This window comes from Blautia marasmi (assembly GCF_900258535.1).
GTDB classification, from domain to species: domain Bacteria; phylum Bacillota; class Clostridia; order Lachnospirales; family Lachnospiraceae; genus Blautia; species Blautia hominis.
The window spans coordinates 4120917-4135644 of record NZ_OIWX01000001.1; the positions used below are offsets into that span (position 1 = coordinate 4120917).

The following is a 14728-nucleotide window of genomic DNA, read 5'->3' on the forward strand; positions in this document are numbered from 1 at the left end:
AGAAATGCATACAGGAAAGGAGCTGTGTACATGCAGGCAGATAAAGCAAAGATCAGCCGTCTTTTGAAAACAGCCCGCGGGCAGATAGACGGCATTCTGAAGATGGTGGAGGAAGACAGGTATTGTATTGACGTTTCCCAGCAGCTTATGGCGACAGAAGCCATTTTGAACAAGGCTAACAAGGAAATTCTCACAGCCCATCTGAAAAACTGCATCAAAAATGCGGATACAGATGAAGAAAGAGAAGAAAAGGTGGATGAACTTGTGACTATGTTGGGCAAAATATTAAAATGATCACGAGCAGCTGAAGGGAGCGAAATATTATGAAACAGAAATTTGATGTGACGGGCATGACCTGTTCCGCCTGCTCTTCCCGGGTGGAAAAATGTGTCAGAAAGCTGCCCGGCACCAAGGATGTCAGCGTAAACCTGCTGACGAACAGCATGCAGGTGGATTTTGATGAGTCCGCCCTGTCTGTGCAGGATATAGAAAATGCAGTGGAACACGCCGGCTACGGTGCCGCGGCTGCAGGTGAACACGAGAATGCGGAAACCGCCGGGAAGACTTCCGGGGGCGGGAAAGCATCTCAGGCAGCAGCAAAGCCCGGGGAATCTCCGGTGGAAAAACATATGCACGAGATGAGGAACCGGATGATTCTTTCTTTCCTGTTTCTGATTCCCCTCATGTATGTCTCCATGGGGCATATGGCAGGGCTGCCTCTTCCGGGATTTTTAAGCGGTCCAGAGAACGCGGTGGGGTTTGCCATGACCCAGTTTCTGCTCTGCCTTCCGGTGGCATTTGTGAACCGGGCGTATTATACCAAAGGGTTCTCCACCTTAATGCACGGGGCACCCAATATGGATACTCTGATCGCCATCGGTTCTGCGGCATCCCTTGTATACGGTGTATTTGCCGTCTACCGAATAGGTTACGGGCTGGGTGTGCAGGATATCGCCCTTGTGGACCAGTACAGGCATGATCTGTATTTTGAGTCTGCTGTGATGATCCTGGCATTCATTAATGTAGGAAAATATCTGGAAGCACGTTCCAAAGGCAAGACCAGTGAGGCCATCCGGAAACTGATGGATATGGCACCCAAAACGGCTGTTGTGGAGCGGAATGGACGCCAGATCGAGATTCCCGCGGAGGAAGCCCTGGAGGGAGATATCTTCCTTGTGAAGCCCGGCAGCAGCATTCCCGCGGACGGTATCATCATCGAGGGAAGCACCAGTGTGGATGAGGCTGCCATCACCGGGGAGAGCATACCTGTGGAGAAGAGTGTGGGAGATACGGTAATTGCGGCTACCATGAACAAGGCAGGATTCATCCGTTTCCGGGGAACAAAAGTGGGGGATGACACCACATTTTCCCAGATCATACGCCTGGTGGAGGAAGCCAGTTCCAGCAAAGCGCCCATTGCCAAGATCGCGGATAAGATCGCGGGTATTTTTGTACCCATTGTCATGGGGATCGCATTGATCACGGCAGCGGCCTGGCTCATTGCGGGAGCGACCTTTGAATTTGCGCTCTCCTGTGCCATTGCGGTGCTGGTCATCTCCTGCCCCTGCGCACTGGGGCTTGCCACACCGGTGGCCATTATGGTGGGAACGGGAAAAGGCGCGGAAAACGGTATCCTCATCAAATCCGGTGAGGCACTGGAGATCACCCACAACATAAAAAGTGTTGTATTGGACAAAACAGGTACTATCACCCAGGGCAAACCCCAGGTAACGGATATCCTTGCGTTTCAACGTTCGGAAAAAGAGCTGCTCACAGTGGCGGCCGCCCTGGAGGAAAAAAGTGAACATCCCCTGGCAGAAGCCATTCTGGAGAAAGCAGGAGCTGAGGGCATAAAACCTGCCAAAGCGGAGAATTTCCTTGCTGTGCCCGGACGAGGTGTGCAGGCGGAGATAAACGGCAAACGGTACTTTGCAGGCAATCAGAAGTTTGCCAAGGAGAAGGGGCTTGCTGCAAAGAGCCGGGATCAGGATATGGTACGTCTGGCAAAAGAGGGTAAGACACCCCTTCTGTTCTTTGACGAGAATGAGATCCTTGGGATCATTGCCGCAGCGGATGTGGTGAAGGAAACAAGTGCCCAGGCGATCCGGGAGATGAAGAAACTGGGTATTGAGGTCATCATGCTCACAGGAGACAACCGAAGAACTGCCGAGGCGATCAAACGGCAGCTTTCTATAGACACCGTCATTGCCGAGGTGCTTCCTCAGGACAAAGAGCGGGAAGTGGCAAGGCTCCAGGAGGGCGGAAGGACTGTAGCCATGGTTGGCGACGGCATCAATGACGCCCCCGCACTTGCCAGAGCTGATGTGGGGATCGCCATCGGCGCAGGTACAGATGTTGCCATTGAGAGTGCGGATATTGTACTCATGAAGAGTGATCTTCTGGATGTGGTGACAGCGGTGGGACTGAGCAAAGCGGTCATCCGCAATATTAAACAGAATCTGTTCTGGGCATTTTTCTATAACGCCTGTGGGATCCCACTGGCGGCAGGGCTTCTTTATCCCATGTTCGGCTTAAAGTTAAGCCCCATGTTCGGCGCGGCAGCCATGAGTCTCAGCAGCTTTTTTGTTGTGACCAATGCCCTGCGGCTTCGCTTCTTCCATGTACTGAAGAAACCTGCCAAAAAGGAGCAGACAGAAACCGTTGACAATGGAGATCAAGGCAGAACACTGCCGGAAAATAAGGAGGAAACAAAGATGATAACTATGAAGATCGAAGGAATGATGTGTGCACACTGCCAGGCAGCAGTGACAAAGGCCCTGAACGCTGTGGAGGGCGTGACAAAGACAGACGTGAACCTGGAGGACAAGGCCGCCTATGTGGAAACCAGCGGGGACGTATCCGGGGACGCGCTGAAAAAAGCGGTTGTGGATGCGGGATATGAAGTGACGGAAATAACTGCATAGCAGGTCTTCGCATTACCTGTAAAAACAAAGGTTTAAAAGAGGCAGAACATCCATGAAAAGGGGTGTTCTGCCGTTTCTGTTCACAGGCCACTGTACCGGGAGGCGTTTCCATGCCGGAAGCATGAAAATCCCGAGGCAGGCCGCGCCATATGGGGCAGGATGCTCCATATCTGTGCATCGCGAAGCGTGTTACTGTTCACAGGCCACTGTACCGGAAGGCGTTTTCATGCCGGTAGCATGAAAATCCCGAGGCAGCCAGCGCGATATGGGGCAGAATGCTCCATATCTGTGCATCGCGAAGCGTGTTACCGGACACGGAGTGGACAGTAACGTTCTGCCTTTTGCTGCCGATAGCGCACAGGACGGCCTTGTCATGCAGACGGATTATCTGTTATACTTTGCGTATGGCCGAAAAAATGAAAATTGAAGAAAGCGGCAAACCCCGGAAAAATCCCGGCGCAGACCCGCGTAATAGATAAAAGAACGGCGGGAAAGGAGATATATTATGATACGTGTAGGTATGGGTTATGATGTACACAAACTGACAGAGGGAAGGGATCTGATACTGGGAGGCGTGAACATCCCCTGGGAGAAAGGCCTTCTGGGACATTCTGATGCGGATGTGCTTCTGCATGCCATTATGGACGCACTTTTAGGCGCTGCGGCGCTTCATGATATCGGCAGGCATTTTCCGGACACAGATCCAAAATACAAGGGCATATCCAGTATGAAGCTGCTTGCCCATGTGGGAACCCTTCTGGAAGAAAATATGTATGTGATCAATAATATTGACGCAACTATTATTGCCCAGAAACCAAAGATGCTGCCTCATATTGATACTATGAGGAAAAATATAGCAGAGGTCCTGCATCTGGAGGAAAACCAGGTCAATATAAAGGCCACCACAGAGGAAGGCCTTGGCTTTACAGGGGCAGGGGAGGGGATTTCCGCCCAGGCCATCTGCGCGCTCACAGACGCTAGAGACCTGATGATGGATGACCGTATGCAAAGCGGCTGCGGCGGCTGCTGCCAGAAAAAGTAATGTGGCGTTTCGGCAGCCTCCAAAGAAAAAAGCGGCTGTGAAGGAAAGCAGCCGTTACAAAGTAAGAACAACAGGAGAGGATTAGGAAACATGAGTATATTAAACGTAGAACATCTGTCCCACGGCTTCGGTGACAGGGCTATTTTTCAGGATGTATCTTTCCGCCTTTTAAAAGGCGAGCATATCGGCCTTGTGGGGGCCAACGGTGAGGGAAAATCTACCTTCATGAATATTATCACCAACAAGCTGATGCCGGATGAGGGAAAGATTGAGTGGGCTAAGAATGTCCGCGTGGGATACCTGGACCAGCATACCGCGCTGGAAAAGGGAATGACTATACGGGATGTGCTGAAATCTGCATTTGCCTGGCTTTTTGAGATGGAGGAGAACATGAATGCCATCTGCGACCGCATGGGGGAGGCTTCCGAGGAGGAACTGAACCGGATGATGGAGGAACTGGGCACCATTCAGGACCTGCTCACCGTGCATGATTTCTACATTATAGACTCCAAGGTGGAGGAAGTGGGAAGGGCACTGGGCCTTACGGATATCGGTCTTGACAAGGACGTGACGGATTTGAGCGGGGGGCAGAGGACCAAGGTCTTACTGGGGAAACTGCTTCTGGAGAAACCGGATATCCTGCTTTTGGATGAGCCTACCAATTATCTGGACGAGGTGCACATTGAATGGCTGAAACGGTATCTGCAGGAATATGAAAATGCTTTTATACTGATCTCCCATGACATCCCCTTCCTGAATCAGGTAGTAAATCTGATCTACCACATGGACAGCCAGCAGCTGAACCGGTATGTGGGGGACTATGACCATTTCCAGGAGGTCTATGCCGTGAAGAAGGCCCAGCTTGAAGCTGCGTACCAGAGGCAGCAGCAGGAGATCAGCGAGCTGAAGGATTTTGTTGCCCGCAATAAAGCCCGGGTGGCTACCAGGAATATGGCTATGTCCAGACAGAAGAAGCTGGACAAGATGGATGTGATCGAGCTGGCAAAGGAAAAACCAAAGCCGGAATTTCATTTCCTCACAGCCAGAACCCCCAGCCGTTTTGTGGTGGAGACAAAAGAACTGGTGATAGGCTATGAGGAGCCATTATCAAAACCCCTGACCCTGACCGTGGAGCGGGGGGAGAAGATCGCACTTGTGGGAGCAAACGGCATCGGCAAGACGACTCTCTTGAAAAGTATCTTGGGACTGATCCCTGCATTGTCCGGCACAGTACGTCTGGGGGATTACCTGGAGATCGGTTACTTTGAACAGGAAATGCCCCAGGGCAACAAGCGGTCATGTATTGAAGAAATATGGGAGGAGTTTCCCGCTTACACCCAGTATGAGGTGAGGGCGGCCCTGGCAAAATGCGGCCTGACCACCAAGCATATTGAGAGCCTGGTACGCGTGTTGAGCGGCGGGGAGCAGGCAAAAGTCAGACTCTGCAAGATCCTGAACCGGGAGAGCAACCTGCTTTTGCTGGATGAGCCAACCAACCATCTGGACGCGGATGCCAAGGCGGAGTTAAAGCGCGCCCTGCAGGAATATAAAGGTACGATCCTCATGGTCTGCCATGAACCGGAGTTCTACGACGGCCTGGTATCCAAGGTGTGGGACTGCTCAGAGTGGACAACCAGAATCTGACAGGAAATCTTTATTGTCAATACGCTACAAATAAAACACTTTAAACGGGAGAAGTATATGACACTTTCACAAAAGAAAGATTCACTTTTCTTTGAAAAAGTCTGGAAAAAGTAAAATTTATGAAAAAATCTGCAGGAACTAAAAATAAAACTTGCAAAATCTGGCAGCAGGTTTTATAATAACCTACATAAGTTTTACACATATCACTATAGGAGGATTGTCATGTCATACGTAGATGAGGTAATTGAATCAGTAGTTAAGAAAAATCCAGGTGAACCGGAATTTCATCAGGCTGTCAGAGAGGTCCTGGAGTCTTTGAAACCGGTTGTTGATGCAAACGAAGAAAAATACCGCAAAGAAGCACTGCTGGAGCGTCTGGTAGAGCCGGAACGCATCATTATGTTCCGCGTACCGTGGGTGGATGACAATGGCAATGTGCAGGTGAATAAAGGCTACCGTGTACAGTTCAACAGTGCGATCGGACCGTACAAAGGAGGACTCCGCTTCCATCCGTCCGTATATCTGGGAATCATCAAGTTCCTGGGATTTGAGCAGATCTTCAAAAACTCTCTCACCGGGCTTCCCATCGGCGGCGGTAAAGGCGGCTCTGACTTTGACCCGAAAGGAAAATCCGACAGAGAGGTTATGGCATTCTGCCAGAGCTTTATGACAGAACTGTACAGACATATCGGTGCGGACACAGATGTACCCGCCGGTGATATCGGTGTTGGCGCAAGAGAGATCGGCTTTATGTTTGGACAGTATAAGAGGATCCGCGACGCTTACGAAGGCGTTCTCACAGGCAAAGGCCTGACATACGGCGGTTCTCTGGTGAGAACACAGGCTACAGGATATGGTCTCTTATATCTGACAGAAGAGCTGCTGAAATTAAACGGCAAAGAACTTGCCGGCAAGACAGTGGCAGTATCCGGTGCAGGTAATGTTGCCATTTATGCCATTGAGAAAGCATACCAGTTAGGTGCCAAACCGGTGACCTGCTCCGACTCCGCAGGCTGGATCTATGATCCGGAAGGCATTGACCTAGCAGCTTTAAAAGAGATCAAAGAAGTAAAACGTGCCCGTCTGACAGAGTACAAAAATTACAGACCTAACGCAGAATATCATGAGGGCAAAGGGGTATGGAGCGTGAAAGTGGACGTTGCCCTTCCGTGTGCGACCCAGAATGAGCTGCAGTTAGAAGATGCAAAACAGTTAGTCGCTAACGGATGCTTTGCAGTATGCGAAGGCGCCAACATGCCTACCACACTGGAGGCTACCGAATATCTGCAGGAGAACGGAGTTATCTTTGCGCCGGGCAAAGCTGCCAATGCAGGCGGTGTTGCCACATCCGCACTGGAAATGTCACAGAACAGTGAGCGCCTGAGCTGGAGCTTTGAAGAAGTAGACGCAAAATTACAGGGTATTATGGTCAACATCTGCCACAATATGGCGGATGCAGCGAAAAAATACGGCAATGAGGGCAACTATGTAATGGGTGCCAACGTAGCCGGATTTGAAAAAGTTGCAGAAGCAATGCTTGCACAGGGCATCTGCTAAGTTTTTGTGATTTGAACAGCCTTCCTTGAAAATAGAAATGAAATAGATAGAAATCAGCCTCTTGTAAGAAACGGATGCAGAATCACAGGATTTTGCGTCCGTTTTTGTCTGGAAAAATCTTGTTTGCAGGCGCGCTGTGAGCTATAATAAAGAATAGTGAAGACTGCAGGAAGATGCAGGGGAGGTATGCATGAAGAACCCTTTTGCGGAAAGATTGGTAAAATCGTTTTTTAACGCCTATCTGGTGGAGCGCAGCGTGGAGAAGACAGAGGGTTTTCTGCACCGTGATATCCAGTGGATCGGTACCGGCGAACAGGAGTTTGCCAGGAACAAAGCAGAGGCTTTAGAGGCACTCAGGGAAGAGATCCGTATGGACCCCATGCCTTATCATATAGATTTTGAATACGTGGAGAGCAGGGACCTGGATGTGTGTGCTTCTGTTCTGGTCCGGATGCAGGTTGAGCGCGGGGAGATCTCCATTAACCTTCGGGTCACTGCGTTCTGTAAAAGGGAAGAAAAGGGATGGACCATTGTATCTATCCACGCATCCATAGCAGCAGCGGATCAGGAGGAAGGGACATATTTTCCGGACTCCACAGGCAGGAGATCCAGAAAAGAAATGGAGAAGCAGATTTCAGACCGCTCTATGGACTTGATCAAACGGAGTATACCCGGAGGTATGATGGGGGGATACATAGAGGAAGGATTTCCGCTGTATTTTATCAATGACCAGCTTCTCAATTATCTGGGATATGATTCCTATGAAGGATATGTGGGGGACATAGATGGAAAAGTGATGAATTGTATGCATCCCCAGGACGCCCCAAAGGTTGACGAGATAGTGGAAAAAGCCCTTGCGGAAGATGAGGAATACGAGGTGCAGTACCGAATGCGGCGCAGGGACGGCAGTTATATCTGGGTCAATGATATAGGAAGAAAGGTGGTCTCCGACTCCGGCAGGGAGATCTGCATCAGTACGATCCGGGATATTACCGATGAGGTGGAGCACAGCCGGGAGATCGAACGGCAGAAGGAATGGTATGACAGACTTATGCAGTCTGTCCTGTGCGGTATTGTCCAGTATAAGGCTACGGATGACATGAAAGTGGAATTCAGGATGGCAAACAATGAGGCTGTGCGCATTTTCGGCTATACCCCGGAAGAATTTTGGGCAAAAAAAGACTGGAATCTGCCTGCATTGGTGGCAAAAGAGGACAGGGAACGGGTGATGAGGGAGTTTTCCACCCTCCGAAAAGCAGGCGACCGGAAAGGATATGAATACAGACTTCTCAAAAGGGATGGGGAAAAATGCTGGATTGTAGGAAATGCGGAGCTTCTCTATGACATGGATGGGGAGCTGGTCTTCCAGAGTGTATTTATTGACATCCACAAGCGCAAAGAGACAGAGATGAGGAATTTGAATCTCAAAAGAGAGGTGGAGGCCAGCCGGGAACTTCTCAGATTTTCCTTGGAAAATACGGCATTTTATGATTTCTATTACTATCCAGAAAAGAGGACACTCCTAAATTCAGCGCGCACCTGCCGGTATTTCGGGTGCAGGAAACAATATGATCATATGCCGGAAAGCTTTATTGAGGAGTTTGTGGAGGCGGAATTTGCGCAGGAATACCGAGAGATGTTTGCCCGGATTTATGAGGGGAATAAGACGGCATCCTGCGAATTCCGGATGAAAAGAACGGGAACCTGGTGCAGGTCCTTTTTATCTGTGGTGGAATACGGGGCAGAGCGGACACCGGTTTCTGTCATTGGAATTGCCGAGGATATCACAAAAGAAAAAAATACAGAGCTGGACAACATTCGTCTTCAGGCTATTTATGATTTTACCATGGAGCATGATTACGAATATTTAAGCATTATAGACGCGAAAAAGAATCAGTATGCCATGCGGTTTTCAGATAAGGAGGCATACCCGGATATTCCGCTTGCGGGAGTGTATGACGCAACAGCAAAGCAGTTTTCCGGACATTATGTGGCAGAGAGGGACAGGGAACTGTGGCTTTCTAGAATAAGCCTTGAGAATCTGGGGAAATGTCTTCGGAAAGATACGGACCTGGTGCAGTTTATCTATCTTTCCGGTGATGGCAGGTATAAGGAACTGCGCATCTGCTGCTTTGAGGGACAGCGGGATATGTACTTGATGACATCCAGGGATGTGCACGATGTGATGAAGAAGGAGGAGGACAGCCGCCGGGAACTGGAGGAGGCACTGAAGGCTGCGGACAGGGCCAACAGAGCCAAGTCTGATTTCCTGTCCAGGATGAGCCATGAGATCCGTACGCCCATGAATGCCATCATCGGTCTTACGGAATTGTCGCTGAGAACAGAGGAGCGTTCTGGCGGTTCCAGAGACAGGCTGGAGCAGATCAAGGTGTCTGCCGGCTACCTTCTGGCACTGATCAATGATATCCTGGATATGTCCAAGATCGAGAACGGAAAAATGAAGATAACAAAAACTTCATTCTCTCTTCAGGTGATGATGAAAGAGATAAGAGACATTCTGCTTATGCAGACAAAGGAAAAGAAGATCCGTTTTACAGTCTGTGCAGAGAATGAGGAAGATGTTTTGGAAGGTGACAGTATGCACATCAAGCAGGTTCTCCTGAACCTGTTGTCCAATGCGGTGAAATTTACGCCGGAGGGCGGAAGTATCTGTCTGGAGGCAGCAGTTCTGCCAGAAAAACAGGGGGTTCTGCCGGTACGTTTCTTGGTAAAGGACACCGGGCCGGGAATCGCCGTGGAGGACCAGGAGCGGATATTCAAAGCGTTTGAGCAGGTGGAAGGGGCAAAAAACCGCCAGATGGGAACCGGACTGGGCCTTTCTATCAGCAGAAGCCTGACCGCGCTAATGGGAGGTTCCCTGAAGGTGGAAAGCCGTTTGGGTGAAGGCGCTGCATTTTATTTCACGCTGCCTCTCGGAAGGGGAAGCATATGCGGGGAAGAGGCTCCAAAGTATGCGTGCAGATGGGAAAATCTGAGAATCCTTCTGGCGGAGGACAATGAGATCAATGCGGAGATAACAGCGGAACTCCTGAAAATGTGGGGGATCCGGACAGATGTGGCCGCGGATGGAAGGCAGGCTGTGCTGCGCTTTGCCCACAGCGGGCCGGATACCTACGGGATGATACTGATGGACCTGAAGATGCCGGTTATGGATGGGTTGAAGGCTGCGCGCGCCATTCGGGATATGGAGCGGGAGGATGCAGGTTCTGTACCTATCGTAGCCATGACGGCCAATACGTTTCAGGAGGATGTGGAAGCAGCCAAAAAAGCCGGTATGAACGGTTTTCTGGCAAAGCCCGTGGATGTGAAGAAGATGCAGGATATGATAGAAAAATTCTGCGGGGTGCCGGAGGCTTCCGGGAACAGACAGGAGAAAAACGAGGAAGGGTTGTAAATAGATGCAGAGAGAAAAAACCATGCTGATTGCAGATGACGTAGAATTGAACAGAGCGCTCCTGGAGAATATATTTGAGGATGAGTACAGCATTCTTCAGGCCGCAGACGGAGCGGAAGCCATGGAGATCCTGCGCAGCCAGCCGGTTGATGTGGTCCTATTGGATATTGTCATGCCGCGTATGGACGGATTTGAGGTTCTGAAGACCATGAAGGAGGACAAGGCCCTGTCTGGTATTCCGGTCATCATGGCAACCTCAGAGAAGGAAAAATCAGAGGAGCACGCGCTGATACTCGGAGCGGACGATTTTATCAACAAGCCGTACCGGGCCATGGTGGTGAAAAAACGTGTGGAGAATATTGTGGTAAAGCATATTCTGGAGCGGAAAAGACTTGAGAATGCCCTTTTTGAGACCAGAAATGAGCTGAATTCCCTGATTGATTCTGTTCCGGGCGGTATTGGTGTCTGGAAGGTGACAGATAAGGTGCAGGTGGAGTATTTTAATGACGGGTTCTGCCGCCAGTTCGGCTATGACCGGGAGGAGTTTCAGGAGAGATTCAGCAAAGACCTGACCGCTTTGTGGGTTGGCGGTGATACGGAATATATTCTCGGGCGGCTCAGGGAAAATCAGGACAGCAATGAAAGGATCTCCGTGGTCCATCAGGTGAGGCGAAAGGACAAAGGCCTTAGATGGCTGAGTTTGAATGCGCTGAAATACAAGGAGGAGGACGGAGTCCCCATTTACCGCATTGTAAATATTGACGTGACGGAGAGCCGGGAGAACGAACTTCTCATAGAACAGAAAAATCAGGAGCTGAGATACCTGTTGGAGCATGATGCCCTCACCGGGCTTTATAACCGTTCCACTTTCTGCAGGAAGACCGCGGATTTTCTGAAACAGAACCCGGAAGGCACTTATAATATGGTGCAGTTTGATATTGAGCGTTTTAAGGTGATCAATGAGCTGTACGGCAATTTTATGGGAGACAGGATACTGCTCCTCATAGCTGAGGGGCTTCAGAAATGCCTGAAGAGCAAAGGCACCTATGGCAGGCTGGAGGCAGACCATTTTGCCGTATGTCTGCCTGCGGGAACGGAGGAACTGCAGTATGTACGGGAGCAGATGGATAAAAGTCTGTCATCTGTGAAGATAGAGCAGAAGATCAATCTCTATTATGGAGTCTATACCATAGAAGACAGAGAGATGTCCGTGGATCTGATGTGCGACAGGGCAAACCTGGCGCTGCGCACAGTCAAGGGAAATTCAAACCGTTCCTACGCGGTATATAATGACGAACTCCACCAGGTGGTCCTCAGCGAACAGCAGCTTACCAATTCCATGGAGGAGGCGCTTCTCCAGCGGCAGTTCGAGGTGTATTACCAGCCTGTTGTGGATTTGAAGACAGGGGAAGTAGTGAGCGCAGAGGCGCTGGTGCGGTGGAACCATCCGGAAAAGGGAATGGTGTCACCCGGATTTTTCATTCCTTTTTTTGAACATAATGGTTTTATCATCAAGCTTGATGCCTACATAAGAGAGGAAGTCTGCAGAAATATCCTGGAACTGAGGCGCAGGGGTCTTTGCAGTATCCCTGTCTCTGTCAATGTTTCCAGGCTGGAGTTTTATGATCCCAATCTCTGCAGAAGCATCATTGATCTGACGGAGCGTTACAGGCTGGAGCCGGGTATGATGCGCCTGGAAATCACGGAGAGTGCCTATACGGACAATCCTCAGCAGCTTTTGGCAGCCATGAAAGAGCTTCAGAATTATGGGTTCCAGGTGCTGATGGATGATTTCGGAAGCGGATACTCCTCTCTGAATATGCTGAAGGACGTACCGGTGGATATCCTGAAATTAGATATGAAGTTTTTAGAGAATCAGGGTATTTCCGGCAGAGGGCCTGAGATCCTGGCTTCCCTGGTGCGGATGGCGAAAAAACTCGGTATGCGTACCATTGCGGAGGGGATCGAGACAAAAGAGCAGGGAGAGTTTCTACGCTCTGTCGGCTGTGAATACGGACAGGGGTATTATTATGCAAGACCGATGCCGGCAGATGCGTTTACCGGTCTGCTGATGGCAAGAGAAAACGTAAAGGGCTGATGGATATGAAGGAACATCCGGAAAGAACAGGGAAGCTGCTGGGCGTGCTGGGGACCTGCTGTCTCATATTTATTATTCTGGTCTCCGCCATTTTTGCAGTGCAGCAGAACAAACTCAATGAAGAGTATGACACCCTGATCGGGAATAACCTCTCTGCCTACACAAAAAACCAGAAGAGACAGCTCAATGGAAAGATATCAGACATTCTGAGTACCATGGGGGCCGTGGCGGCTGTGATGGATACCAACGGGCTGTCGGCCAAAGAGGACTGGTTCGGGCCGTTTCTCAATCGTATTGGGGATAAGAATAAGGGGTATCATCTGGAGTATCTGGATATGGATGAAATAAGAAAGGAACTGGAGAAGGGGGACTGCTGGTTCACAGAACAGAAAGTCTATCAGCAGCTTCTTCAGAACGGTTCCACCGTCTCAGACCATTTTCGTGTGGACGAGGAGGGAAAGTATTATTTTGCAGTGGGTATTCCCGTATCCAAAGGGGGAAGTGTTACCGGAATCCTGCAGACGGAAATCCCGGCTACAATCCTCACATCTGTGACACAGGAAAGCAGGATGTATAAGGAGGTCAGCACCTTTATAACGGCCAGGGACGGGGAGATCGTCTATTCCAAAGTTCCTGATTTTGCCACGGACAGCAGTCTGTTCGGGATCTTGGAGGAGAGAGGGATATCAAAGGACGATGAGAACAAAGTCAGGGATATGCTGGAAAAGAGCAGAAATACGGAAATTACGGACAAGATCTCCCTGGACAAAATAAGCTATTATGTATCTGTGGAAAAAATGGATTATAATGGCTGGTATATTGCCAACTTCGTCAGTGAGGACAATGTGCTGGTCAGTTCCCATACCGTTTACCGAAATGTGCTCCTCACGGGAATGCTCCTCATCCTACTCACAATAGCTGTTGTCAGTGTAGTCTTTGTTGTTTTGAGAAAGCAGCAGAGAGCGCGGGTGATGGAACAGAAACGCTTCGCAGCGCTTTCCCAGTTTTCCGATACAGTACTGTTTGAGTATTTCTGCGGGCAGGATGTACTGGAATTTACCAATAACGCAAGGGACATGCTGGGCCTTGATACCCTGCGCTTTGAAAAGTTTTCCCATAGGCTTGACAATGGAAGCGTACACCCTGATGACAGGGAGATTGTGTACAGAACGTTAAAGGAAATGCCCCATTCTCTGGATACCCGCAGCATACAGCTCAGGGTAAAGGGAAAGGAGGGCCGGTATAACTGGTATTCCTGCCACTTGAAGGCCATATTTGACAAAAAAGCAAGCGCCAGCGTGGTGGTGGGCAAGCTGCAGGATATTACAGAGGTCAAACACAGGGAACAGAGATTGATGGAGATCAGTGAAAGAGACGTGCTCAACAACACCTACAACAAATCCGCAGTGGGAAAAATATCACAGAGATTAAAAGAGAATGCCGCAGGTGTCCTTTTTATGATCGATCTGGATGATTTTAAAAGCATCAACGATAAGTGGGGGCACGAGGTGGGGGACATTGTCCTGAAAAAAGTCGGTGAAGTTTTAAACAAAACCTTTCGCTCAGACGATCTGGTGGTGCGTATGGGCGGGGATGAATTCGCAGTGTTCCTGCAGGGAAATGTGGATTCTGAAATGGCAGAAAAGAAAGCGGCCCTAGTACTGGAGGCCATAAGGGATATTCAGATCCAAGGCGCCGGGAGGCTGGTATCTGCCAGTATCGGCATTGCCATAAGCCCCAGGGACGGCTGCACCTTCTCCCAGCTTTACCGGGCCGCGGACACGGCCATGTACCGGGTGAAAAAGTCGGATAAAGACGGTTTTTGCATCAGCAGGTGAAAAATCCATTGACAAACAGGGCATTTATGCATAAACTATAAAAAGATATGGAAAAAGCTGTGAACGGAAAGAGTAACTCCGGGAATTTTTACAGAGAAGGACAGTCACCGGCTGAGAGCTGTCCAAAAAGGAAAGGGTGAAAGTGCGTCCGGGAGCTGACCGGCCTTTTGCAGGAAGGTCCGTAAGCCCGCGTTAAGGGTGTGAGCGGGG

8 protein-coding genes and 1 other annotated feature (1 of these 9 running past the window's edge) are annotated in these 14728 nt (G+C 49.9%); all 8 genes read left to right on the forward strand.

The genetic code is table 11. From position 1 onward, the window contains the following. The first annotated feature begins 30 nt into the window (after positions 1-30). The 8 genes from C6P39_RS17850 to C6P39_RS17890 all read left to right on the forward strand — a co-directional run bounded on the left by C6P39_RS17850 (position 31) and on the right by C6P39_RS17890 (position 14518). Positions 31-294 (forward strand): metal-sensing transcriptional repressor, encoded by a 264-nt coding sequence (locus tag C6P39_RS17850; RefSeq protein ID WP_065542703.1) that lies wholly within the window; start codon positions 31-33, stop codon positions 292-294. Positions 295-323: 29 nt separating this feature from the next. Next, a complete protein-coding gene (locus C6P39_RS17855; RefSeq protein ID WP_104804702.1) occupies positions 324-2924 on the forward strand; it encodes a heavy metal translocating P-type ATPase in 2601 nt (866 codons plus the stop codon). Between the two features lie 508 nt (positions 2925-3432). Next, a complete protein-coding gene (gene ispF / locus C6P39_RS17865; protein ID WP_278278002.1) occupies positions 3433-3966 on the forward strand; it encodes a 2-C-methyl-D-erythritol 2,4-cyclodiphosphate synthase in 534 nt (177 codons plus the stop codon). Between the two features lie 90 nt (positions 3967-4056). Then, positions 4057-5610 (forward strand): ABC-F family ATP-binding cassette domain-containing protein, encoded by a 1554-nt coding sequence (locus tag C6P39_RS17870; protein WP_104804703.1) that lies wholly within the window; start codon positions 4057-4059, stop codon positions 5608-5610. Positions 5611-5832: 222 nt separating this feature from the next. Beyond that, on the forward strand, positions 5833-7167 hold the full coding sequence (gene gdhA, locus C6P39_RS17875; RefSeq protein WP_095171082.1) for an NADP-specific glutamate dehydrogenase: 1335 nt from the start codon (positions 5833-5835) through the stop codon (positions 7165-7167). 190 nt (positions 7168-7357) lie between these two features. Continuing rightward, positions 7358-10582, forward strand: a complete 3225-nt coding sequence (locus C6P39_RS17880) for a PAS domain-containing protein (RefSeq protein ID WP_104804704.1) — start codon at positions 7358-7360, stop codon at positions 10580-10582. A gap of 4 nt (positions 10583-10586) precedes the next feature. Beyond that, positions 10587-12680, forward strand: coding sequence for a two-component system response regulator (locus C6P39_RS17885; protein ID WP_095171078.1), 2094 nt, complete (start codon positions 10587-10589; stop codon positions 12678-12680). 5 nt (positions 12681-12685) lie between these two features. Further along, the gene (locus C6P39_RS17890; protein ID WP_158661612.1) at positions 12686-14518 is read left to right on the forward strand and encodes a sensor domain-containing diguanylate cyclase; all 1833 of its coding nucleotides are present in this window, start codon (positions 12686-12688) and stop codon (positions 14516-14518) included. Positions 14519-14568: 50 nt separating this feature from the next. Then, positions 14569-14728 (forward strand) — a binding site (T-box leader); it runs 53 nt beyond the window's last position.